This is a genomic window from Streptomyces sp. NPDC091281 (assembly GCF_044757425.1).
Lineage (GTDB): Bacteria > Actinomycetota > Actinomycetes > Streptomycetales > Streptomycetaceae > Streptomyces.
Genome location: NZ_JBIVUY010000003.1, coordinates 243,189 through 269,877 on the forward strand (window position 1 = coordinate 243,189; position 26,689 = coordinate 269,877).

The 26,689-nt window shown below is 76.1% G+C and carries 2 protein-coding genes; both read right to left on the reverse strand.

The window, feature by feature from the left end; genetic code table 11:
- Positions 1-11: 11 nt before the first annotated feature.
- Positions 12-14,447, reverse strand: a complete 14,436-nt coding sequence (locus tag ACIQPQ_RS09715; protein ID WP_401302031.1) for a type I polyketide synthase — start codon at positions 14,445-14,447, stop codon at positions 12-14.
- A gap of 131 nt (positions 14,448-14,578) precedes the next feature.
- Positions 14,579-26,521: an SDR family NAD(P)-dependent oxidoreductase gene (locus tag ACIQPQ_RS09720; protein ID WP_401302034.1), complete on the reverse strand. Its 11,943-nt coding sequence runs from the start codon at positions 26,519-26,521 to the stop codon at positions 14,579-14,581.
- Positions 26,522-26,689 lie beyond the last annotated feature (168 nt).

Consider the following 26,689-nt stretch of genomic DNA (forward strand, 5'->3'; position numbering starts at 1 on the left):
GGCGCAAGCGGTCAGGAACGGCCGAGCTCCCGGTTGATGAAGTCGAAGATCTCGTCGTCCGAGGCCGCGTCGAGCTGCTCGGTGACCGAGGCCTTGGGCTCGGCCTCCTGCTGATCACCCAGCTCGCTCAGCATGCTGCGCAGCCGGGCCTTGGCGAGAGTCCTGGCGCCGTTATCTGGGGAAAGCCTTGAAATCGCGGAGGCCAGCCGGTCCAGGTCGGCCACCAGCGAGGATTCCGGATCGCCGCCCGCCGAGGGGGACAGGTTCTCGTCCAGGAACGCGGCGAGATGACGGGGCGTGGGGTAGTCGAAGACGAGGGTGCTGGGGAGCTTCAGTCCGGCGTCGGCGGCGAGGCGGTTGCGGAGTTCGACGGCGGTGAGGGAGTCGACGCCGAGGTCGCGGAAGGCGTGGCCGGCGCCGACCATGGTGCTGTCGCCGTGGCCGAGGACCTCGGCGGCCCGTCCGCGCACCAGGTCGAGGAGTGCCTGCCGGCGTTCGTCGGGGGACTTGGCGGCGAGGTCGTCGCGGAGCGTCGACTCCGGTGCCCCGTCGGGCCCCGAGGCGTCGACCGCGGCCGCGGTGTCCCGGACCTCGGTAAGGCCGGTGAGGAGGGCGCTGTCGCGGACGCTCGTGAAGGCGGGCGCGAAGCGGTCCCATGCCATGTCGGCGACCACGGACACCGGGTCGCCCGCCGGGACGACGGCGCCCAGGGCGCTCACGGCGCGGTCGGGCTCCAGCGCGATGACGCCGCGCCGCTTCAGTGCCTCGACGGCTCCGGGGTCTTCGGCCATGCCGCCCCCGGCCCAGGGACCCCAGGCCACGGACACCCCCGCCAGGCCCCGAGCCCGACGGCTCTCCACCACACCGTCGACGTAGGCGTTGGCCGCCGCGTAGCCGACCTGTCCACCACTGCCCCACACTCCCGAGATCGATGAAAACACGACGAAGGCGTCCAACTCCCGGTCTCCGAGCGCCGCGTCCAGATGGACGGCTCCCGCGACCTTGCCCTCCCAGACCTGGCCGAGGTCGTGGGCGGTGACGCCGTCGAGGGGGCCGTTCACCACGACACCGGCCGCGTGGACGACCGCGTCGGGAGTGTGGGCGGCGAGCAGTGCGTCCACGGCCGCCCGGTCGGCGAGGTCGCAGGCCACCACGGACACGGCGGCGCCGAGCGCGGCCAGCTCCTCCCGCAACTCCCCCGCCCCCGGCGCCTCCAGGCCCCGACGGCTCACCAACACCAGCTCACGGGCCCCCTCTTGGGCGGCCCACCGGGCGACATGCGCGCCCAGCGCACCCGTACCACCAGTCACCAGGACCGTCCCCCGAGGACGCCACACGGCACCGGCATCGGAACCGGCAGTGGAATCGGCAGCGGAACCGGTGTCGGCAACGGTGACCCGTTCAAGTCGCCGTCCGAACACGCCTGTCCGGCGTATCGCGACCTGGTCCTCGGCGCCCGGCCCGGCCAGGACCGCCGCGAGCGCGTCGGCAGTACGGGGACCCGGTTCGGCCGGGAGGTCGACGAGGCCGCCCCAGCGGCCCGGGGCCTCCAGCGCCGCGACCCGGCCCAGCCCCCACAGCGCTGCCTGCGCGGCGTCCACCCCGGCACGGTCCGCGCGTCCGACGGAGACGGCGCCACGGGTCACCGCCCACAGCGGGGCGGTCACGCCCGCGTCGCCGAGCGCCTGCACCAAGGTGAGCGAGGCCGCCACACCGAGCGGCACACCGCCCTCGGTCGCGGCCTCGGCGAAGGCCAGCAGCGACACCACACCCGCGACGGGTGCCAGATCCAGGAGGCGGGCGGCGAGATCCGCGCGTTCCGCAGCGGGGTCGCAGATCCACCGGTCGACCTCGGCGCCCGCCGCTGCCAGGGCTTCCCCGACGGCGGTGACATGCGGGTTCGTGTCCGTTCCTGTGGGGACGACGAGCAGCCAGCGGGCGGTCAGCGCAGCCGGCGACGAGAGGCCGTCGAGGGGCGTCCAGCCCACCCGGTAGCGGTAGCCGTCCACGGTGGCCCGCTCGACGCTCTGGCGCCGCCAGGAGGTCAGCGCGGGCAGTACGGCGCCGAGCGCGTCCTCGCCGACGTCCAACGCGCCCGCGAGGGCGGTGACGTCCGCCTGCTCGACGGCCGCCCAGAACCGGGCGTCGATCTCCCCGCCCGATCCCGCGGCCGGAGTCGCGGCGCCCGCCGCGGGCCAGTACCGCCGGTGCCGGAACGCGTACGTCGGCAGATCGACCGCCGGGGCGGCGGCTGCGGCGGCGCCCGGGAAGAGGAGCGGCCAGTCGACGTCGCCGCCGGTCACGAACACACCGGCCACCGCCGCCAGCACCGAGGCCGCCTCGGGCCGGTCCTTGCGGAGCGCCGCGACCAGGACAGGCGGGTCGGCGTCGACGACACCCCCGCCGCCCGTGTCGGGTGTGTCGGCCATGTCGTCGAGCACGGCCTGTGCGAGTGCCGTGAGGGTGCCGTCGGCTCCGAGTTCGAGGAAGCGCCGGACGCCCTCTCCCGTACGCAGGACGCGGACGGCGTCGGCGTAGCGGACCGTGGCGCGGACGTGCTCGACCCAGTAGTCCGGGGTGGTGAGGTCGGCGGCGGTGACGGGCGCGCCGGTGACCGTCGAGACGACCGGCAGGCCCGGCAGGTCGTAGGTCAGGCTCTCGGCGACCTTGCGGAAGTCGGCCAGCATCGGCCGCATGAGCGGGGAGTGGAAGGCGTGGCTGACCCGCAGGGCGGTGACCTTGCGGTCCTGGCCGCGGAAGTGGTCGGCGATCGCCTCCACCGCTCCCGCCTCACCGGAAACGACCACGGAGCGCGGCCCGTTGACCGCCGCGAGCCCGACGCGGGCGTCGTCCAGCAGCGGGAGGACTTCTTCCTCTGACGCCTGGACGGCGACCATGGAACCGCCCTCGGGCAGCGCCTGCATCAACCGGCCGCGCGCGACCACGAGTCGGCAGGCGTCGGCCAGCGACCACACACCGGCGACGTGCGCGGCGGCGATCTCACCGATCGAGTGACCGGCCAGCACGTCCGGCCGTACGCCCCACGACTCCAGCAGCCGGAACAACGCCACTTCCAGCGCGAACAACGCGGGCTGCGCGAACTCCGTCCGGTTCAGCCGTTCGGCGTCCTCCCCGAACACGACTTCCCTGAGCGTCACGTCCAACGCGGGGTCGAGATGGGCGCACACCGTGTCGAAGGCGTCCGCGAACACGGCGTAGGTGTCGTACAACTCCCTTCCCATGCCCAGCCGCTGGGACCCCTGACCGGCGAACAGGAAAGCCGTACGCCCGCCTTCACCGACCTCGCCCGCCACAACACCGGTACCGGATTCACCAGCCGCCAGCGCGTCCAGCCCCGCCAGCAGCTCCGCGCTGTCCGCGCCCCACACCACGGCCCGGTGCTCGAACACCGACCGCGACCGCACCAACGCCGCACCCAACGCCACCGCGTCCGGAACCGTCTCGCCGCGCGCGTAAGCCGACAGCCGCGCCGCCTGCGCCCGTAGAGCCTCCGTACCTCGGGCCGACAGCACCCACGGGACGACCGAAGCCGCCGGGTCGGCCTCGGCCGACGACTTGCTCGCCCCGGTCACCTCGGCGGGCTGCTCAAGGACGACGTGGGCGTTGGTGCCGGACACACCGAAGGCGGAGACGGCCGCACGCCGAGGCCGGTCCGCGGTGGCCGACCACTCCCGTGCCTCGGTGAGCAACTCCACGGCGCCCGCCGTCCAGTCGACGTGCGAGGACGGCTCATCGACGTGCAGCGTGGGCGGCAGCACCCCGTGCTGCATCGCGAGGACCATCTTGATCACACCGGCGACACCGGCAGCGGCCTGCGTGTGACCGATGTTGGACTTCACCGAGCCCAGCCACAGGGGCCGTTCACGATCCTGGCCGTAAGTGGCGATCAGGGCCTGCGCCTCGATCGGGTCGCCCAGCGCGGTCCCCGTACCGTGCGCCTCCACCGCGTCCACGTCAGCGGCCGACAACCCGCCCGACGCCAACGCGGCCCGGATGACGCGCTGTTGGGAAGGTCCGTTCGGAGCCGTGAGACCGTTCGAGGCACCGTCCTGGTTCACCGCAGACCCGGCAACCGTCGCCAGCACCCGGTGACCATGGCGTCGGGCATCCGACAGCCGCTCCACGACCAGGACACCGACGCCCTCGCCCCAGCCCGTACCGTCCGCCCCCTCCGCGAACGCCTTGCAGCGGCCGTCGGTCGCAAGCCCCCGCTGCCGCGAGAACTCCACGAACGCCCCCGGCGTCGACATCACCGTCACACCACCAGCAAGTGCGAGGTCACACTCACCCGACCGCAACGCCTGCACCGCCAGATGCAACGCCACCAACGACGACGAGCACGCCGTATCCACCGTCACCGCAGGACCCTCAAGCCCCAGCACATACGACACTCGACCCGACAACACACTGGCGGCATTGCCCGTGCCGACATGCCCCTCGAAGTCCTCACCCGAGGCAAGCAGCAGACCCGTGTAATCCTGACCGTTCGTCCCCACGAACACACCGGTCCGACTGCCCCGCAACGCACTTGGCGCGATCCCCGACCGCTCCAGACCCTCCCACGACACCTCCAACAACAACCGCTGCTGCGGATCAGCCGCCAACGCCTCCCGCGGACTCATCCCGAAGAACCCCGCGTCGAACCCACCCACACCCTCCAGGAAGGCGCCGACGTCCACGTAGCTGGTGCCGCGGCGGGCGGCTTCGGGGTCGGGGTCGTAGAGGGCGCCGAGGTCCCAGCCGCGGTCCGTGGGGAACGGGCCGATCGCGTCCGCACCCTCCGACAGGAGCCGCCACAGACCCTCCGGGTCCTCGACCCCGCCCGGGAAACGGCAGGCCATGCCGACGATGACGATCGGGTCGTCCGCCCCGGCGGGGCCGTCGCCGCCGCCGTCCATGCCTCGTGCGCCCGTGGGCGGTGCGGCGGCGGTGTCACCGAGGAGGTGTTCGCGGAGGTAGCGGGCGAGCGCCACGGGGGTGGGGTAGTCGAAGACGACCGTGGCGGTGAGGGCGACGCCGGTCGCCATCGCCAGGGTGCCGCGGAGCTCGACGGCGGTGAGGGAGTCGACGCCGAGGTCCCGGAAGGCGCGGTCGGCGGGGACGGCGGAGGCGCCCGAGTAGCCGAGGACACCCGCGGCGCACAGCCGGACGACCTCGATGAGGACGCGTTCCTGTTCGGCGGAGGTGAGGCCGACGAGCTGGTCGCGCAGGCCGGAGCCGTCGCCGCGGCCGAAGCGTTCGGAGGCGGCGCCCGCGCCCTCGACGGCGGCGCGCGCCTCGGGCAGCGACTCGATGAGCGGGCTCGGGCGGGTCATGGTGAAGGGCGGGGCGAACTCGCCCCAGTGGATGTCGGAGACCATGACGGCGGCCCGGGGCCCGTTGGCCGCGCGGCGCAGGGCGAGCATGCCGAGGGCGGGCTGGAGGGGCAGGACGCCGCCGCGGTGCATGCGCCAGGCGACGACCTCCTCGTCCGCCATGCCGCCGTCGGCCCAGGGCCCCCAGGCGAGGGAGGTGGCGGGCAGCCCGGCCGCGCGCCGCTGCTCGGCGAGCGCGTCGAGGTAGGCGTTGGCGGCGGCGTAGTTGCCCTGCCCGGTGGTGCCGATGATGCCGGCCACGGAGGAGAAGAGGACGAAGGCGTCCAGGTCGCGGTCGCGGGTCAGCTCGTCGAGGTGGGCCGCGCCCAGGGCCTTGGTCCGCAGAACCGTGGCGAACCTGTCCGCGGTGAGGGAGTCGATGACGCCGTCGTCCAGGACACCGGCCGTGTGCACGACCGCGTCGACCGGATGCGCGGCCAGGAGTGCCGCGACGGCGGTCCGGTCGGCGACGTCGCACGCCACCACGGACACGTCCGCTCCCAGTGCCGTCAGTTCGTCCCGCAACTCGGGCGCGCCCGGGGCCTCCAGGCCCCGGCGGCTCACCAGCACCAGCCCGGTCGCGCCCTCTTCGGCGGCCCAGCGGGCCACCCGCGCGCCCAGCGCACCCGTACCACCCGTCACCAGGATCGTGCCTCGCGGACGCCAGGGCGTCTCCTCGTCGGGGGTGGTGGCGGGGATGCGTTCGAGTCGGCGGCCGAGGACGCCGGAGGGACGGACGGCGACCTGGTCCTCGGCGCCGCCGCCCAGCAGGACGCCGAGGAGGCGGGCGGTGGCGCGCCGGTCAAGGGTCTCGGGGAGGTCGAGGAGACCGGCCCACCGGTCCGGGTACTCCAGGGCCGCGACACGGCCGAGGCCCCATACGGCGGCCTGGGCGGGGTCCGCGGGAGCGTCGGAGCGGCCCACCGAGACGGCGCCCCGGGTCAGGGCCCACACCCGCCCGGCCACGCCCGCGTCGCCGAGGGCCTGGAGGACGGCGGCGACCGTGGCCGGGCCGGGCGGCGGGCCTTCGGGGGTGGCGCGGGACGGCACGAGGACGAGGACTCCGGCGACGGGCCCGCCGTCCGCCGCACGCCGCAGCCGGTCGGCGACGGCGGCACGGCCGGTACGGGCGGAACCGGAGAGGTCGGACGCGCCGGAGTCATCACTCAGGTCGGTCAGGTCAGGCAGGTCGGCCAGGTCGACGGTCGTGATCCGCTCGGGGCCGCCGAGGGCCGTCGTGAGGGCGGTGACCGTCGGGGCGGTGTCGGCGGGGGTGCCAGCGGTGACGAGCAGCCAGCGTCCGCCGTCCGGGGCGGGGCCGGTGGCCGGTTCGACGGTGGCGGGCCGCCACGCGACCTCGTAGAACAGGGCGTCCACCGCGCTCTGCTGCTGACGGCGCTCGCGCCAGGCCGCCAGGGCGGGCACCACGGGGGCGATCTGGTCGGCGGCGACGCCGAGGGTGTGGGTCAGCGCGTCGACGTCCTCGCAGGCGACGGCCTCCCAGAAGCGGGCGTCGGCGGTGTCGGCGGCGGTCCGGCGCGCGGCCGGGTCGGTGGCGGTGGTGCCGTGGTCGAGCCAGTACCGCTCGTGCTGGAAGGCGTACGTCGGCAGGTCCGCCGTCGGCGGGACGGTGCGGGGGCCGACGGCGCGGGTCCAGTCGATGTCCACGCCGTGCGTGTGCAGGTGGGCCAAGGCCGCGTAGAGGGCGGGGAGTTCGGGGCGGTCCTTGCGGAGCAGGGGGACGAGGAGGGGTTCGGTGCCGGTGCCCGTGGTGGTGTCGGTGGCGGGGTCGTCGGCGAGGCAGGTCCGGGCGAGGGCGGTGAGGGTGCCGTCGGCGCCGAGTTCGAGGTAGCGGGTGACGCCGTGCTCGTGGAGGCGGCGTACGTCGTCGGCGAAGCGTACGGGCTGGCGGACGTGGGCCGTCCAGTACCCGGCGGCGCACAGGGCGCCGGGTTCGGCGAGGGCGCCGGTGACGTCGGAGACGATCGGGATGCGCGGGGGGTGGTATGTGAGGCTCTCGGCGACGCGCAGGAAGTCCCGCAGCATCGGCTCCATCAGCGGGGAGTGGAAGGCGTGGCTGACGCGCAGGCGGGTGGTGCGGCGGCCGAGGGCGGTGAAGTGGGCGGTGACGGCGTCCACGGCGTCGGCGGTGCCGGAGACGACGACGGAGCGGGGGCCGTTGACGGCGGCGATGCCGACCTCGTCGTCCCGGCCGTCGAGCTGGGGCAGCACCTCGGCCTCGGTGGCCTCGACGGCGGCCATCGCGCCGCCCTCGGGCAGGGCCTGCATGAGGCGGGCGCGGGCGCCGACGAGACGGCAGGCGTCCTCCAGGGACCACACTCCGGCGACGTGCGCGGCGGTGATCTCGCCGATGGAGTGTCCGGCGAGGATGTCGGGGCGCAGTCCCCACCACTCCAGCAGCCGGAACAGGGCCACTTCGAAGGCGAACAGGGCGGGCTGGGTGAACTCGGTCCGGTTCAGGGCGGTGTCGTCGTCGCCGAACACGATCTCCTTGAGGGAGCGGCCGAGTTCGTTGTCGAGGTGGGCGCAGGCGGCGTCGTAGGCCTCGGCGAACACGTCGAAGGTGTCGTACAGTTCACGGCCCATGCCGAGGCGCTGGGAGCCCTGTCCGGCGAAGAGGTAGGCGAGTCCGCCCTCGGCGTCGGCCCGGCCGACGGTGACGGTGGTGGTCGCGGTGGGGGGCGTGTCGCCGCGGGCGACGGCGCGCAGGGCGGTGAGGAGGTCGTCGGGGTCGGTGCCGACTACGGCGGCCCGGTACTCGAAGGTGGTCCGGGAGGTCGCCAGGGCGTGTGCGACGGCGGCGGGGTCGGGGGCGGGCCGGTGCTCCAGGTGTGCGGCGAGGCGGGCGGCCTGGGCGCGCAGCGCGGGCTCGCTGCGCCCGGAGACGAGCCACGGCACGGGTGCGTGGGGCGGCGGCACGGGCAGGGCGGCGGGGGCCGGGGCGTCGTCGGGGTGGGGCTGTTCGAGGACGACGTGGGCGTTGGTGCCGCTGAGTCCGAACGCGGACACGCCCGCGCGCCGGGGCCGGTCCGCCTCGCCCGGCCATGCGCGGGCCTCGGTGAGGAGTTCCACCGCGCCCGCCGACCAGTCGACGTGCGAGGACGGTTCGTCCACGTGCAGCGTCCGGGGCAGGACTCCGTGGCGCATCGCGAGGACCATCTTGATGACCCCGGCGACCCCGGCGGCGGCCTGCGTGTGCCCGATGTTCGACTTCACCGACCCCAGCCACAGCGGCCGTTCACGATCCTGCCCGTACGTCGCCAGCAACGCCTGCGCCTCGATGGGGTCGCCGAGTGCGGTGCCCGTACCGTGCGCCTCGACGGCGTCCACGTCCGCCGCCGACAACCCCGCCCCCGCCAGCGCGGCCCGGATGACCCGCTGCTGCGACGGACCGTTCGGCGCCGTCAGACCGTTCGACGCACCGTCCTGATTGACCGCACTCCCCCGCACCACAGCCAACACCTGATGACCATGACGCCGGGCATCGGACAGCCGCTCCACCAGCAGCATCCCCACACCCTCCGACCAACCGGTCCCGTCCGCACCCTCCGCGAACGCCTTGCACCGGCCGTCCACCGCAAGCCCCCGCTGCCGCGAGAACTCCACAAACACACCCGGCGTCGACATCACCGTCACACCACCGGCCAACGCCAGATCACACTCCCCCGACCGCAACGCCTGCACCGCCAGATGCAGGGCGACCAGGGAGGACGAGCACGCGGTGTCGAGGGTGACGGCGGGGCCCTCCAGGCCGAGGGCGTAGGAGACGCGGCCGGAGGCGAGGCTCGCGGCGCTGCCGGTGAGGAGGTGGCCGCGGACGTCGTCGGGGACCTCGGTGAGGCCGGCGCCGTAGCCCTGGTGGCCGCAGCCGACGAAGAGGCCGGTGCGGGTGCCGCGCAGGGTGCGCGGGTCGAGTCCGGCGCGTTCGACGGTCTCCCAGGACACCTCCAGCAGGAGCCGCTGCTGCGGGTCGACGGCGACGGCCTCGCGCGGGGAGACCCCGAAGAAGGCGGCGTCGAAGTCGGCGGCGCCGGTGAGGAAGCCGCCCTCGTCGACGTAACTGGTGCCGGGGCGCTGGGAGTCGGGGTCGTGCAGGGCGTCGAGGTCCCAGCCGCGGTCGGTGGGGAAGGTGCCGATGGCGTCGCCGCCGTCGGTGAGGAGGTCCCACAGGTCCTCCGGCGAGTCGACGCGGCCGGGCAGGCGGCACGCCATGGCGACGATCGCGATCGGATCGTCCGTCGCCGTGCCCATCCCCGTCGCCGTCGCCGTCGCCGTCGCCGTCGCGGGGAGGATCGTGGGCGTGGTGTCGGCGGGCGGGAGGGTGCCGTCGTCGAGGCGGCGCAGCAGGTGGTCGGCGAGGGCGAGCGGGGTGGGGTGGTCGAAGACGAGGGTGGTGGGCAGGGTGAGGCCGGTGGCGGCCACGAGCAGGTTGCGCAGTTCGACGGCGGTGAGCGAGTCGAAGCCGCAGTCCTGGAAGGCGCGGGTCGGCTGGACGCTCTCCGGGGTGGGGTGGCCGAGCGCGGTCGCGGCGCTGCGGCGGACCAGGCCGAGGAGGACCTGGCGGCGTTCGGCGGTGCCGAGCGGGGCGAGTTCGGCGCGCAGGCGGCCTTCCTCGCCTGCGGCCGTGGCGGGGTCGTCGGCCGCGGGGCCGCGCTGAGCCTCGGGGATACGGCTGAACAGGGCGCCGCCGGGGCGTCCGCGCCGGGCGCCCGCGAGGGCGGTCCAGTCGATGTCGGAGACCAGCGCCCAGGGGGTGTCGTGGGCGAGGAGGTCGAGGAGGGCGGTGAGGGCGGGGTCGGCGTCCATCGGGGTGAGGCCGCCGCGGCGGAGGCGGGCCAGGACGGTCGGATCGTCGGCCATGCCGCCGCCGGACCAGGGGCCCCAGGCGACGGAGGTGGCGGGCAGTCCGGCGGCGCGGCGGTGCCGGGCGAGGGCGTCGAGGTAGGCGTTGCCGGTGGCGTAGCCGGTCTGGCCCGCCGAGCCGAGGGCGCCCGCGATCGACGAGAACAGCACGAACGCGGTGAGCGGGGTGGCGAGGTCGCGGGTGGCCTCGTCCAGGTGGGCGGCGGCCCGGAGTTTGGCGCTCAGGACGGTGGCGTAGCGGTCGGGGTCCATGGCGGTGAGCGGCGCGTCGTCGAGGACGCCCGCGGCGTGCAGCACGGCCGTGAGGGGGCGGTCGGCGGGAACGCCGGCGAGCAGTTCGTCGAGGGCGGTGCGGTCGGCGGGGTCGCAGGCGGCGATGGTCACCTCGGCGCCGAGTTCCGTGAGTTCGCGGCGGAGGAGGTCGGCGCCGGGCGCCTCGGGGCCGCGCCTGCCGACGAGGAGGAGGTGTTCGGCGCCCTCGCGGGCGAGGCGGCGGGCGACGTGGGCGCCGACGGTGCCGGTGCCACCGGTGATGAGAGTGGTGCCGGTGAAGCGGGGTGCGGGGCGGGCGCCGTCGGTGTCGCGGGCGATCCGCGTGAGGCGGCGCCCGAAGACGGCGGAGTCGCGGACGGCGACCTCGTTCTCCTCGCCGGGTGCGGTGAGGACGGCGACGAGGCGGGCGAGGGTCCGGGCGGCGGGACGGTCCGGCAGGTCGACCAGGCCGGTCCGCAGCTCGGGGTGCTCGACGGCCACCGTGCGGGCGAAGCCCCAGGCGGTGGCCTGTACGGGCCGGGTCAGGGGGTCGGCGGCGCCGGTGGACACGGCGGACCGGGTGGCCACCCACAGCCGTACGTCCGCCGCCCCGCCCGAACCGTCGCCGTGGGCGTGGCCGCCACCGTCGGTCAGGGCCTGCGCGAGGAGGGTGTTGAGGTGGAGGCCGAGCGGCACGTCCGGATGGTCCGGGTGCGGCGTCTCGGTGAGCGCGAACAGGGACAGCACCCCGAGGGGCGCCTCCGGGCGTGCGGCCTCAGTGGGACCGGCCTCGGTGGTACCGGCCTGGGCGAGTCGGGCCTCGGTGAGTCCGGCCGCGAGCGCGTCGCGGTCCATGCCGTCGGGCACGGGATACGGGCGTGCGTCGGCCCCGGCCGCGGCGAACGCCTCGGCGAGCGCCTCGGCGGTGGCGGACGCGTCCGGGTCGCTCGCGCAGAACGGCAGCAGCCACGGACGGTCCGGGGTCACGGCGGGGGCGGGCAGCGGCGACCAGGTCTCCTCGTACTGCCAGGACCCGGCGGTGGCCCGCCGCACGCTGTCGTGGTGCCAGGCGGTGAGCGCGGGCAGGACGGGGGCGAGGAGGTCGGCGTCGAGGGCGAGCCGCTCGGCCAGGTCGCGGACGTCACCGCGCCGCACGGCCGACCAGAACGCCGAGTCGACGGCCTGCGCGCGCTCCTCCTCGGTGGTGGTGGCCGCGTCCGTGAGCCAGTACCGGGTCCGCTGGAAGGCGTACGTGGGCAGGTCGACCGGGCGCGCACCCGGGTAGAGGGCGGACCAGTCGGGGGCGTGCCCGCTGACGTACAGCGCGGCCACGGCCCGCAGCACGCTCTCGGCCTCCGGACCCTCCCGCCGCAGCACCGGGGTCACCTGCTCCCGGGCCGTGTCCTGCACGCCCCGCACCAGCCCCGACAGGGTGCCGTCCGGGCCGAGTTCGACGTACCGGACCGCGCCGATCCCGGCGAGTGAGCGCACCGCGTCCGCGAAGCGGACCGTCCGGCGGACGTGCTCCACCCAGTAGGCGGGCGCCGCCAGTTCCTCCGCCGTCACCACCGCGCCGGTCACCGTGGAGACCACTGGCAGCGAGGGACGGCCGTACGTCAGCCCCTCCGCGACGGCACGGAACTCCGCGAGCATCGGCTCCATGAACGGGGAGTGGAAGGCGTGACTCACCCGCAGCGCGGTGACCCGGCGGCCGTCCTGGCGGAAGCCCGCGACGACATCCTCCACGGCATCGGCCGCACCCGAAACAACCACGGAACGGGGCCCGTTGACCGCCGCGAGACCCACCCTGGCCTCGTCCAGCAGCGGCAGCACCTCGTCCTCCGTGGCCTCCACCGCCACCATCGCGCCACCCACGGGCAACGCCTGCATCAACCGCCCGCGCGCCACCACGAGTCGGCACGCATCGCTCAGCGACCAGACTCCCGCCACATGCGCGGCGGCGATCTCACCGATCGAATGCCCGGCCAGGACATCGGGCCGGACGCCCCACGACTCCAGCAGCCGGAACAGCGCCACCTCCAGCGCGAACAAGGCGGGCTGCGCGAACTCCGTACGGTTCAGGCGATCAGCCTCGTCCCCGAACACCACGTCCTTCAACGCGAAGGGCAGTTCGGCGTCCACCGCGTCGAACGCCTCCGCGAACACCGGGAACGCCGCATACAGTTCACGCCCCATCCCCAGCCGCTGCGAACCCTGCCCCGCGAACACGAACGCCGTACGCCCCCGCACCGCACTCCCCCGCACCACCCGCGGGTCCGCCCCACCGGACGCCAGCGCGACAAGCGCCGTCCGGGCTTCCTCAGGGTCCACGGCGACGACCGCGGCGCGGTCCTCGAAGACGGAGCGGGTGGTGCCCAACGACCAGCCCAGATCGGCCGGTCGGGGCTCGGTCGGGGCGTCGGTGAGGGTTTCCGCGAGGCGGCGTGCCTGTCCCTGGAGGCCGTCGGCGCCGCGGCCCGAGAGCGGCCACAGGACGAGGTCCGAGGCGGCGGCGCCCTGGGGCCCGGCCTCGGTAGGGGAGTCCGAGGGGCGGGATTCCTCGGTCCATTCCTCCACCACCACATGGGCGTTGGTGCCGCTGACGCCGAAGGAGGAGACGCCCGCGCGGCGGCGGTGGGTGTCGTCGCGGCGCGGCCACGGCCGCGTCTCGGAGAGCAGGGTGACGCGGCCCGCGGACCAGTCGACGTGGGAGGACGGCTCGTCCACGTGCAGCGTCCGCGGCAGCATGCCGTGCCGCATCGCGAGGACCATCTTCATGACGCCCGCGAGGCCCGCGGCGGCCTGGGTGTGACCGATGTTGGACTTCACCGAGCCGAGCAGGAGCGGCCGTTCGCGGTCCTGGCCGTAGGTGGCGAGGAGGGCCTGGGCCTCGATGGGGTCGCCGAGGGTGGTGCCGGTGCCGTGGGCCTCGACGGCGTCGACGTCGGCCGGGGTGAGGCCCGCTCCGGCGAGCGCGGCGCGGATGACGCGTTGCTGGGAGGGGCCGTTGGGGGCGGTGAGGCCGTTGGAGGCGCCGTCCTGGTTGACGGCGGAGCCGCGCAGGACGGCGAGGACGGGGTGGCCGTTGCGGCGGGCGTCGGAGAGACGTTCCAGCAGGAGGAGGCCCGCGCCCTCGCCCCAGCCGGTGCCGTCGGCGGCGTCCGCGAACGGCTTGCAGCGGCCGTCGGCGGCCATGCCGCCCTGGCGGCTGAACTCGACGAAGGCGCCGGGGGTGGACATGACGGCGACGCCGCCCGCGAGGGCGAGGGCGCACTCGCCGGTCCGCAGGGCCTGCGCGGCGAGGTGCAGGGCGACCAGGGAGGACGAGCAGGCGGTGTCGACGGTGACGGCCGGGCCCTCCAGACCCATGACGTAGGAGATGCGGCCGGAGGCGACGCTGCCGGTGTTGCCGGTGAGGATGTGGCCCTCGACGCCCTCGGGGATCTCGCGCAGGGTGGAGCCGTACTCCTGGTTGCTGCATCCGACGAAGACGCCGGTGCTGCTGCCGCGGAGGGCGGCGGGGGCGAGTCCGGCGCGTTCGACGGTCTCCCAGGCGACCTCCAGGACGAGGCGCTGCTGGGGGTCCATGGCGAGGGCTTCGCGGGGGGAGATGCCGAAGAAGTCGGCGTCGAAGTGGTCGGCGTCGTGGACGAAGGCGCCCTGGCCGGTGGCGCTGTGGCCGGGTCCGCCGGGGCGCAGCAGGGTGTCGAGGTCCCAGCCGCGGTCGGTGGGGAAGTCGGTCATGGCGTCGGTGCCGTCGGCGAGGAGTCGCCAGAAGCGTTCGGGGGTGTCCGCGCCGCCCGGCCAGCGGCAGGCCATGGAGACGATGGCGATCGGCTCGGTCAGCGTCTCCTGGAGCTGCTGGTTGTGCTTGCGCAGCCGTTCGTTCTCCCGGAGCGAGGCACGCAGGGCTTCGACGACTTTTTCGGAGGACATGCTCAGCTCCACACTTCGCGCTTCGCGGCAGCCAGCGGCCGGCCGGGCTGGGGGGTCGGGGAGGGGGACGGCGGGCGGGCGCCCCGGGGCCCGTGCGGGTCGGGCGGTGCCCCGGGGTGGCGTCCGGGTGCTCAGTCGTCGGCGCCGAGCGCCATCCGGACGAGGTCGTCGACGTCCATGTCGTCGACGTCGAGACCGGAGACCGGTTCGGCGTCGGGGGCGCCGTCCGGGGCGGGTCCGGGATCGGTGCCGGTGCCGGTGGGGGGCTCGGCGGGTGCGAGGGCGAGGAGGGCGTCCAGGAGGCCCGACGCGCGGAACCGGGTGAGGGGGATGGAGGTCAGCAGCCTGCGCAGGGTCGCGTCGTCCGGCTCGCCGGTCCCGTAGGTGGTGGCGCCGCGCGGCGCGTCGTGGGCGGCGGTGCCGCCGGTCGGGGCGGCGAAGTGCTCGCGGTGCAGGTGGTCGGCGAGCGCGGCGGGGGTCGGGTAGTCGAAGACGAGGGTGGCGGGCAGCAGGACGCCGGTGGCCGCGTTCATCCGGTTGCGGAGTTCGACGGCGGTGAGGGAGTCGAAGCCGAGTTCCTTGAAGGACTGCTCGGGGTCGATGCCGGCCGGGGAGGTGTGGCCGAGGACGGCGGCGACCTGGCGGCAGACCCCGTCGGTGAGGCGGCGGCGTCGTTCGGCGGGGTCGAGGGCGGCGAGGTCGGCGGCGAGGTCCGGCGCGCTGTCCCCGAGCGCGGCCGGGGTGCGGTCGGTGACGGTGCGGCGGGCGCGGGCGAGGGCCGACAGCAGGGGCGGCACCGGGCCCTCGGCGCCCAGCCGGGCGGTGTCGACGGCGAGCGGGAGCCGGACGGCGCCGGGCTGGTCGAGGGCCTCGGTGAACAGGGCGAGGCCTTCCTTGGGGGCGAGCGGCGGCAGTCCGGCGCGTTCCATGCGGCGGATGTCGGCGTCGGTGAGGCCGCCGGTCATGCCGGTGGTGCGCGACCAGGGGCCCCAGGGCAGGGAGAGGGCGGGCAGGCCGAGGGCGTGCCGGTGTTCGGCGAGGGCGTCGAGGAAGGCGTTGGCGGCGGCGTAGTTGGCCTGGCCGGGGGCGCCGAGGGTGCCGGCGGCGGACGAGAAGAGGACGAACGCGGCCAGGTCGAGGCCCGCGGTGAGGTCGTGGAGGTGGGCGGCGGCGTCGAGCTTGGGGCGCAGGACGGCGGCGAGGCGGTCGGGGTCGAGCTGGTCGACGACGGTGTCGTCGAGGACTCCGGCGGCGTGCACGACGGCGGTCAGGGGGTGGTGTCCGGGGACGGCGGCGAGGAGGGCCGCGGCCTGGTCGCGGTCGGCGACGTCGGCGGCCCGTACGGTCACCTCGGCGCCCAGTTCGGTGAGTTCGGCGGCGAGCTGGGCGGCGCCGGGGGCGTCGGGGCCGGTGCGGGAGGCGAGCAGCAGGTGGCGGACGCCGTGTTCGGTGACGAGGTGGCGGGCGAGGAGGGCGCCGAGGCCGCCGGTGCCGCCGGTGACCAGGACGGTGCCGTCGGGGTCGAGGGGGGCGGGCAGGGTGAGGACGACCTTGCCGATGTGGCGGGCCTGCGACATGTGGCGGAAGGCGTCGGGGGCGCGGCGGACGTCCCAGGGGGTGACGGGCAGCGGGGTGAGGACGCCGGACGTGAACATGCCGGTCAGGGCGGTGAGCATCTCGCCGATGCGGTCGGGTCCGGCCTCGATGAGGTCGAACGCCCGGTAGCGGACGCCGGGGTGCTGGGCGGCGACCTCGTCGGCGTCGCGGACGTCGGTCTTGCCCATCTCCAGGAAGTGGCCGCCGCGGGGCAGGAGGCGCAGGGAGGCGTCGACGAACTCCCCGGCGAGGGAGTCGAGGACGAGGTCCATGCCCTGTCCGCCGGTCGTGGTGCGGAAGGTGTCCTCGAAGGCGAGGTCGCGGGAGGAGGCGATGTGGTCGTCGGCGAGTCCGGCGGCGCGCAGGACGTGCTGCTTGCCGGGGCTCGCGGTGGCGTGGACGTCGGCGCCGAGGTGGCGGGCGAGCTGGGTGGCGGCCATGCCGACGCCGCCCGCGCCCGCGTGGACGAGGACCCGGTCGCCGGGGCCGACGGCGCCGAGGTCGACCAGGGCGTAGTAGGCGGTGAGGAACACGATGGGGACGGTCGCGGCCTGCGCGAAGGTCCAGCCGTCGGGGATCGGGGCGACGGTGCGGGCGTCGGCGACGGCGCGCGGCCCGTACGCGGAGGGGAACATGCCCATCACGCGGTCGCCGACGGCCAGTGCGGTGACGCCGGGCCCGGTCTCGGTGACGACACCGGCGCCTTCCAGGCCGAAGTCGCGGGCGTCGCCGGGGTACATGCCGAGGGCGTTGAGGACGTCGCGGAAGTTGACGCCGGCGGCGCGGACGGCGACGCGTATCTCGCCGTCGGTGAGGGGGCGTTCGGCGTCGGGGGCGGGCACGAGGGCGAGGCCGTCGAGGGTGCCCTTGCGGACGGTGTCGAGGCGCCAGGCGGTGGGGGCGGCGGCGTACGGGGGCCGCAACGCGGCGTCCTGGGTGGTGCGTTCGAGGCGCGGGAGGAGGACGGTGCCGTCGCGGAGGGCGAGTTGAGGTTCGGGCCGGTCGAGGGCGGCGGGCAGCGCCGCGAGGGAGGCCGGGGTGGTGTCGGTGTCGACGAGGACGAACCGGTCGGGGTGTTCGGACTGGGCGGAGCGGACCAGGCCCCAGGCGGTGGCGGCGGCCGGGTGGTGCGGGCCGGGGCCGTCGGGGGTGGCGGCGCCGTGGGTGACGAGGACCAGGCGGGTGCGGTCGAGGCGGCGTTCGGCGAGGAGGCCGCGCACCAGGGCGAGGGCGTGCCGGGCGGCGGTGTGTCCGGCGGCGGCGAGGTAACCCTCGTCCACGCACCCGCTCCCGCCGTCGTCGGGGTCGTCGTCGGGGAGGACGGCGAGGACGGTGGCCGGGGCGGGGGTGCCGGTGTCGGCGGCGGAGGCGGCGAGGGCGGCCAGGTCGGTCGCCTCGCTGAGACGCGCGGTCCCTCCGGCGGCGGTGAGGCGGGCGGCGAACTCCTGTCCGGCCGGGTCGCCGAGGACGGTCAAGGCGGCGGGCGTGTCCGCCGGGGCGACGGCGGGGCGGGGCTGCCAGTCGAGGCGGAACAGGTCGCCCGCGCCGCGGTCGGGGCGGGCCCGCAGCCGCTCGGGGTCGACAGCGCGCAGGGCGAGGGAGCCGACGGTGGCGACGGGCCGGCCGGTGGTGTCGGCGAGGTCGAGGGCGACGGCGTCGGTGCCGTGGACGGCGAGGCGGGCGCGCAGCGCGGTGGCGCCGGTGGCGTGCAGGGTGACGTCCCGCCAGGAGTACGGCATGCGTCCGGAGACGGTGTCGTCCAGGAGGAACGCGGTGGCGTGCAGGGCGGCGTCGAGGAGCGCGGGGTGCAGTCCGTAGCCGGGGGTGTCGGCGTGGGCGGGCTCGGGGAGGGCGATCTCGGCGTACACGGCGTCGTCGTGCCGCCAGGCGGCGCGCAGCCCCCGGAAGAGGGGGCCGTAGCCGAAGCCGGCGGCGGCGAGGCGGTCGTAGGTGTCGTCGGTGGGCAGCGGGTCGGCGCCGGGCGGGGGCCAGGCGGCGAGGGGGCCGGGGCCGTCGGCGGGCGCGGGGGCGCCGCCGGGGGCGAGGATGCCGTCGGCGTGCAGGGTCCAGGGCCGGTCGGGTCCGGCGTCGGCGGGCCGGGAGTGCACGCCGAGGGGGCGGTTGCCGTCGGCGTCGGGCGGGCCGACCCGCAGGTGCAGGGTGACGGCGTGGTCGGGGGTGAGGAGGAGGGGTTCGACCAGGGTGAGTTCGGTGACGCGGTCGCAGCCGACGTGGTGGGCGGCGCGCAGGGCGAGGTCGAGGTGGGCGGTGCCGGGCAGGACGGTGGTGCCGCCGAGGGCGTGGTCGGCGAGCCAGGGCTGGTCGGCGAGGGAGAGACGGCTGGTGAAGACGTGTCCGGCGCCGTCCGGGAGGTCGAGGCGGGCGCCGAGCAGGGGGTGTCCGGCCGTGGCGAGTCCGGCGGCGGCGAGGTCGGCGGTGCGGCGGCCCGCGCCCGGCCAGTACCGCTCGCGCTGGAAGGCGTAGGTGGGCAGGTCGACCGGGTGGGCGGGGCGCGGGGTGAGGGCGGCCCAGTCGACGTCGGTGCCGTGGGCGTGGGCGCGGGCGAGGCCGCCGAGGAAGGTGGTGACGTCGTCGTGGCCGGGGCGCAGGAGGGCGGTGGCGGCGGTGTCGGCGGGCGCGGCGAACCCGTCGGCGGCGAGGGCGGTGAGGGTGCCGTCGGGGCCGATCTCCAGGGTGCGGCGGACGCCGAGGCCTTCCAGGGCGCGCAGTCCGTCGTGGAAGCGGACGGTCTGCCGGACGTGGCGGACCCAGTGTTCGGGGTCGGTGAGTTCGCCGGGCGCGGCGGGGCGTCCGGTGACGTCGGAGACGATCGGCAGGAGCGGCTCGTGGTAGGTGAGGGAGGCGGCGACCTGCCGGAACGCGTCCAGGACGGGGTCCATGAGCGGGGAGTGGAAGGCGTGGCTCACCTTGAGCCGCTTGGTGCGGCGGCCGAGGGCCTCGATGCGGGCGGCGACGTCGCGTACGGCGGACTCCTCGCCGGAGACGACGACGGCGCGCGGCCCGTTGACGGCGGCGATACCGGCCTCGCCGTCCCGGCCGTCGAGCAGCGGCAGCACCTCGTCCTCGGTGGCCTGGAGGGCGACCATCGCGCCGCCCTCGGGCAGGGCGTCCATGAGGCGGGCGCGGGCGGCGACGAGACGGCAGGCGTCGGGCAGGGAGAGCACCCCGGCGGCGTGCGCGGCGGCGACGGAGCCGATCGAGTGGCCGAGGAGGTGGTCGGGGGTGACGCCGAGGGAGCGGACGAGGCGGTAGAGGGCGACCTCGACGGCGAACAGGGCGGGTTGGGCGTGCCCGGTGCGGCCGAGGAGGTCCCCCGCGTCGCCGAGGACGGTGTCGCGCGGCGAGGTCTCCAAGAGGCCCGCGTCGAAGTGGGCGCAGACCTCGTCGAAAGCGGCGGCGAACACGGGGAACGCCGCGTACAGCGCACGGCCCATGCCGGGGCGCTGGGCGCCCTGCCCGGTGAAGAGGAACGCGGTGAGCCCGGCGCGGACGGCGGGTCCTGCGGTCTCGGGCCGCAGGTCGCCGGAGGCGAGACGGGCGAGGTCGGTGACGAGGGCGTCCCGGTCGGCGCCGAGGAGCACGGCGCGGTGCTCGAAGGCGGGGCGGCTGGTGGCGAGGGCGTGGGCGAGGTCGGCGGCGGCCAGGTCGGGGCGGCCGGTGACGTGGTCGAGGAGGCGGGCGGCCTGGGCCCGCAGGGCCTGCGGGGTGCGGGCAGACAGGGGCCAGGCGAGCGGGCCGGGGTTCGTGGCGGCGCCCGGTGACGGGACGCCCGGTGCCACGGGCGCGGGTTCCGGGGGCGCCTCCTCCAGGACGACGTGGGCGTTGGTGCCGCTGAACCCGAAGGAGGAGACACCGGCGCGGCGGGTGCGGCCGTCCTCGGGGGTCCAGGGGCGGGGTGCGGTGAGGAGGCGGACGGCGCCGGACTCCCAGTCGACGTGCCGGGACGGGCGGGCCGCGTGCAGGGTGCGGGGCAGTTCGGCGTGGCGGAGGGCGAGGACGGTCTTGATGACCCCGGCGACGCCCGCGGCGGCCTGGGTGTGTCCGAGGTTGGACTTCACCGACCCGAGCCACAGGGGCCGTTCGCGGTCCTGGCCGTACGTGGCGAGGAGGGCCTGCGCCTCGATGGGGTCGCCGAGGACGGTGCCGGTGCCGTGTCCCTCCACGGCGTCCACGTCGGCCGGGCCGAGCCCCGCGTCGGCGAGCGCGGCGCGGATGACGCGTTCCTGGGAGGGTCCGTTGGGCGCGGTGAGCCCGTTGGAGGCGCCGTCGGAGTTGATCGCGGTGCCGCGGACCACGGCGAGGACGCGGTGGCCGTGGCGGCGGGCGTCGGACAGCCGCTCCACGACGAGGACGCCGACGCCCTCGCCCCAGCCGGTGCCGTCGGCGTCGTCGCCGTACGCCTTGCAGCGGCCGTCGGCGGCGAGGCCGCGCTGGCGGCTGAACTCCAGGAACGCCGACGGCGTCGACATGACGGTGACACCGCCCGCGAGGGCGAGGTCGCACTCCCCGGCGCGCAGCGCGCGGACCGCCCAGTGCAGGGCGACGAGGGAGGAGGAGCAGGCGGTGTCGACGGTGACGGCCGGGCCCTCCAGGCCGAGGGTGTAGGCGATGCGGCCGGAGACGACGCTGGCCGCGTTGCCGGTGCCGAGGAAGCCGTCGACGTCCTCGGCGGAGCCGCGCAGCAGCACCGGGTAGTCCTGGCCGTTGGTGCCGGCGAACACGCCGGTCCGGGTGCCGCGCAGGGTGCGCGGGTCGACGCCGGTCCGTTCCACGGCCTCCCAGCAGGCCTCCAGCAGCAGCCGCTGCTGCGGGTCCATGGCCAGGGCCTCGCGCGGCGAGATCCCGAAGAACGCGGCGTCGAACCGGTCGACGCCGGTCAGGAAGCCTCCGGTGCGGGTGTAGGTGGTGCCCTCGTGGGCGGGGTCGGGGTCGTAGAGCGCGGCGAGGTCCCAGCCCCGGTCCTCGGGGAAGCCGGTGAGGCCGTCGTCCCCGGCGGCGAGGAGGTCCCAGAGCTGTTCGGGGGTGTCGGCGCCGCCGGGCAGGCGGCAGGCCATGCCGACGATGACGACCGGGTCGTCCTGCGTGGTCCGCGCGTCGCGCCCGGCGGGCGAGGCGGTCCCCGTGGCCGGGTCGCCGGTCGGCAGCAAGCCCAGCAGGTGGGTGGCGAGCGCGGCGGGCGTGGGGTGGTCGAAGGCGGCGGTGGGCGCGAGCCGCAGCCCGGTGCGGCGTTCCAGCGCGTTGCGCAGGTCGACGGCGGTGAGCGAGTCGAACCCGAGGTCGCGGAAGGGGCGTTCGGGGTCGGCGGGCGCGGTGTCGGCGCCGTGGCCGAGGACGGCGGCGATCTCGGCGCGCAGCAGCCGCAGCACGGCGGCGGGCCGCTCGGCGGCGGGCAGCGCCAGCAGCGCGCGCACGGCGGCCCGGCCCCCGGCGCGGGCGGCGGTGCGGGCGCTGCGGCGGCCGGTCGCGGCGGGGTCGCGCAGCAGCGCGGGCACGGCGGGGGCGGAGCGGGCGGCGGCCAGGTCCAGGCGGACCGGCAGCAGCACCGCGCGGTCCTGGGCGAGGGCGAGGTCCAGCAGGGCGAGGGCGTCGGCAGTGGGCAGGACGGTGACGCCGGCCCGTGCCGCGCGGTCGCGGTCGGCGGCGGAGAGGTCGGCGGTCATGCCGCTGTCCTCGGCCCACAGTCCCCAGCCGAGGGCGGTCGCGGGCCGCCCCTGCGCGCGCCAGACACCCGCACAGGCCTCCAGGAAGGCGTTGGCGGCGGCGTAGTTGCCCTGGCCGGGGCCGCCGAAGGTGGCGGCGGCGGACGAGAACAGCACGAACGCCGACAGGTCCAGGTCGCGGGTGAGGCGGGCGAGGTGGATCGCGGCGTCGGCCTTGGGCCGCAGGACGGCGGCGAGCCGTTCGGGCGTGAGGGCGGCGAGCAGCCCGTCGTCGAGGACCCCGGCGGCGTGCAGGACCGCGCCGAGGGGGTGTTCGGCCGGGATGTCCGCGAGGAGCGCGGCGAGCGCCCCGGCGTCGGCGACGTCGCAGGCCGCGACGGTGACGCGGGCGCCGTCCGCCTCCAGGGCGGCGCGCAGTGCGGCGGTGCCGGGCGCGTCCGGGCCGCGGCGGCTGACGAGCAGCAGGTGGCGTACGCCGTGCGCGGTGACCAGGTGCCGGGCGACGGCGGTGGCGACGGTGCCGCCCGCGCCGGTCACGAGCACGGTCCGCTCCGGGTCGAAGGCGGGTCCGCCCGCCCCGGTGGCGGGCCGGTGGCGCACCAGCCGGGCCGCGTACGAGCGCCCGGCGCGCACCGCGACCTCGGTCTCGTCACCGGACGCGGCCGCGCCGACCGCGGCGAGCACGGCCGCCGCGTCCGCGTCGGCGTCGACGTCCACGAGGAGGAACCGGCCGGGACTCTCCGACTGCGCGGACCGCACCAGCCCGCGCACGGCGGCGGAGACCGGGTCGGCGACCCGCTCCCCCGGCCGGACGGCGACCGCGCCCCGCGTGACGAGGACGAGCCGCGCGTCGGCCGCCCGCGCGTCCGCCTGCCACCGCTGGAGGAGCCCCAGCGCGGCCGCGGTCGCGGCGTGCAGCTCGGCGGGCGACACCTCGCCCTGGGCGCGTATGGCTTCGTCGCTCGGTACGGCGTCGCCGCTCCGTTCGGCTTCTTCGCCGGGTGCGGCGTCGTCGGTGTGTACGGCGGCGAGGACCAGGTCGGGTGTGGCGGGTCCGGCGGTGAGCAGGGCGTCGAGGTCGGGACAGCGGGCGGCGTCCTGGGGTGCCTGTGCGAGGGCGGCGCCGATGACGGCGACGGTCGGGGCGGGCTCCGGCCGGGCGGCGGGCGGCAGTTCGGTCCACTCGACGGCGAACAGGTCGGCGGCGCCCGGTGCGGCGACGGCGAGGTCCGCCACGGGGGCGAGGGCGACCGCGCCGACGGTGGCGACCGGGTCCCCGGCCTCGTCGGCAACGTCGAGGCGCAGTTCCCCGTCCGGGGCGGTCCGCAGCCGGACCCGCAGCACCTCGGGGACCGGCGCGTGCAGGGTGCAGTCCCGCCAGGTCACGGGGACGCCGCCGGGGTGGCCGACGAGGGAGGCGGTGAGCAGGGCGGCGTCCAGCAGCGCCGGGTGCAGGGCGACGCGCGGCGCGTCCGCCCGCAGCTCCTCGGGCACGGCGACCTCGGCACCCACCTCGTCCCCGGCCCGCCACACGGCGGTGAGGGCACGGAACGCGGGCCCGTGGTCCGGACCGTTCTCCCGCGCGGTGTCGTGGAGCACGTCGATCTCGTCGGCGGTGAGGACCCGGGCACCGGGGGGCGGCCAGGCACCGTCGGCGGCGGGTTCGGCGGCCGGGTCGGCGGGGGCCAGGAGGCCGTGGGCGTGCCGGGTCCAGGGCTCGTCGTCGGCGGTACGGGCGTGGCAGGCGAACGGCCGGGTGCCGTCGGCGCCGGGGCCGTCGAGGACGACCTGGACCTCCACGGGCCGGTCCCCGTCCAGGACGAGCGGCTGTTCCTGCGTCAGCCGGACGACGTGGTCGCAGCCGACCCGGCCGCCGAGGTGGAGGGCGAAGTCGAGGTACGCGGCGGTGGGCAGCACGGTGGTGCCCGCGACGGTGTGGTCGGCGAGCCACGGGTGGGTGCGCGCGGAGAGGTGGGTGGTGGAGACGACGGCGGTGGAGTCGGCCAGGGTCAGCGCGGAGCCGAGCAGGGCGTGGCCACCGGCCTGACGGCGCCCGCCGGGCACCGGGCCCAGCCAGAACCGGCGTTGCCGGAAGGCGTAGGTGGGCAGGTCGACGTGCCGGGCCCGCGGGTAGAGGGCGGACCAGTCGGGGGCGTGCCCGGTGACGTACAGCGCGGCGACGGCCCGCAGCACGCTCTCGGTCTCCGGGCCCTCCCGCCGCAGGACGGGGGCGACGCGCTCCGGAGCCTCGTCCAGGACGCCCCGCACCAGGGCCGACAGGGTGCCGTCCGGGCCGAGTTCGAGGTGGCGGACGGCTCCCACCGACCGGAGCCCGCGCACCGCGTCGGCGAACCGCACGGGCCGCCGTACGTGCTCCACCCAGTAGTCGGGCGAGGCCAGTTCCTCGGCGGTGGCGGTCACGCCGGTCACCGTGGACACCAGCGGCAGCGACGGCGCGCCGTACGTCAGCCCTTCCGCGACGGTACGGAACTCCGCGAGCATCGGCTCCATGAGCGGGGAGTGGAAGGCGTGACTCACGCGGAGCGCGGTGACCCGTCGGCCGTCCTGGCGGAAGCCCGCGACGACGTCCTCCACGGCATCGGCCGCACCCGAAACGACCACTGAGCGGAGACCGTTGACCGCCGCGAGACCCACCCTGGCCTCGTCCAGCAGCGGCAGCACCTCGTCCTCCGACGCCTCCACCGCCACCATCGCACCGCCCGCCGGAAGGGCCTGCATCAACCGGCCCCGCGCGACCACAAGTCGGCACGCATCGCTCAGAGACCAGACACCCGCCACATGCGCGGCAGCGATCTCACCGATCGAATGCCCGGTCAGGACGTCGGGGCGGACACCCCACGACTCCAGCAGCCGGAACAGCGCCACCTCCAGCGCGAACAGGGCGGGCTGCGCGAACTCCGTCCGGTTCAGACGCTCGGAGTCCTCCCCGAACACCACATCCTTCAAAGCGAAGGGGAGTTCGGCGTCCACCGCGTCGAACGCCTCCGCGAACACCGGGAACGCCGCGTACAGTTCACGCCCCATCCCCAGCCGCTGCGAACCCTGACCCGCGAACAGGAACCCCGTACGCCCCCGCACCGCGCTCCCCCGCACCACCCGCGGGTCCGACTCCCCGGACGCCAGCGCGGCAAGCGCCGTCCGGGCTTCCTCAGGGTCCGCGGCGACAACTGCGGCGCGGTCCTCGAAGGCCGCGCGGGTCGCGCCGAGGGACCAGCCGAGGTCGCCGGGCAGGTCGGTGCGGGAGGTGTCGGTGAGGTGGGCGGTGAGGCGTTCCGCCTGGCCGTGGAGGGCGTCCGTGCCGCGCGCGGAGAGCGGCCACAGGGCCAGTCCCGGCACACCGGCCGCTCCGGGCGCGCCCGCCGCCGCCTCGGTGTCCGGGGCGGCGGCCGGTTCGTCGGGCCATTCCTCCACGATGACATGGGCGTTGGTGCCGCTCACGCCGAACGCGGAGACGCCCGCGCGGCGGCGGTGCGTCTCGTCGCGGCGGGCCCACGGCTGGGCCTCGCTGAGCAGGTCGACGCGGCCGGACTCCCAGTCGACGTGGGAGGACGGGGCGTCGACGTGCAGGGTGCGGGGCAGGGTGCCGTGGCGCATGGCCAGCACCATCTTCATCACGCCGCCCACTCCGGCGGCGGCCTGGGTGTGGCCGATGTTGGACTTCAACGAGCCGAGCCACAGGGGCCGTTCGCGGTCGCGTCCGTACGTGGCGAGGAGGGCCTGCGCCTCGATCGGGTCGCCCAGCGTCGTGCCGGTGCCGTGGGCCTCGACGGCGTCCACGTCGGCCGTGGAGAGGCCCGCTCCGGCGAGCGCGGCGCGGATGACGCGTTGCTGGGAGGGGCCGTTGGGGGCGGTGAGGCCGCTGCTGGCGCCGTCCTGGTTGACGGCGGAGCCGCGCAGGACGGCGAGGACGGGGTGGCCGTTGCGGCGGGCGTCGGAGAGACGTTCCAGCAGGAGCAGGCCCGCGCCCTCGCCCCAGCCGGTGCCGTCGGCGGCGTCCGCGAAGGACTTGCAGCGGCCGTCGGGCGCGAGGCCGCGCTGGCGGCTGAACTCGGTGAAGGTGACCGGGGTCGACATCACGGCGACGCCGCCCGCGAGGGCGAGGGAGCACTCCCCGGCACGCAGGGCCTGCGCGGCGAGGTGCAGGGCGACCAGGGAGGAGGAGCAGGCGGTGTCGACGGTGACCGCCGGGCCCTCCAGGCCGAGCGTGTAGGCGACGCGCCCGGAGGCGATGCTGCCCGCGCTGCCGTTGCCGAGGAAGCCCTCCAGGCCGGGCGGCGGGGTGTCGAAGCGGGAGCCGTAGTCGTTGTACATGACCCCGGCGAAGACACCGGTCGCGCTGCCGCGCAGGGCGGCCGGGTCGAGTCCGGCGCGCTCCAGGGCCTCCCAGGCGAGCTGGAGCAGGAGGCGCTGCTGGGGGTCGGTGCCCAGGGCCTCGCGGGGGGACATGCCGAAGAAGTCGGGGTCGAAGTCGGCGGCGTCGTGCAGGAAACCGCCCTCGCGCGTGTAGCAGGTGTTCGGGTGCTCGGGGTCGGGGTGGTAGAGGGAGTCGACGTCCCAGCCGCGGTCCTCGGGGAAGGCGGTGATGGCGTCGGTGCCGTCGGCGACGAGACGCCACAGGTCCTCGGGCGTGCGGACACCGCCGGGGTAGCGGCAGGCCATGGAGACGATCGCGACGGGCTCGCGGTCCTTCGCCTCCAGTTCGCGCAGCCGGGTGGTGGTGCGGTGGAGGTCGGCGGTGACGCGCTTGAGATAGTCGCGCAGGCGTTCTTCGCTCACAGCCCGCTCCCCGTGCCGGGGCGGCGCACGACGGCGCACACGATCGGCGGCAGGCCCGCTGCGTTCGGAACGGTAGACGTCACCGGATCTCCTCAGGCTCGGACGGCCACGCGGTCGGCATGGTTCCTCGGACACCTCGAACCCGGCCCAGTCTGGGGGCGCGCGCGG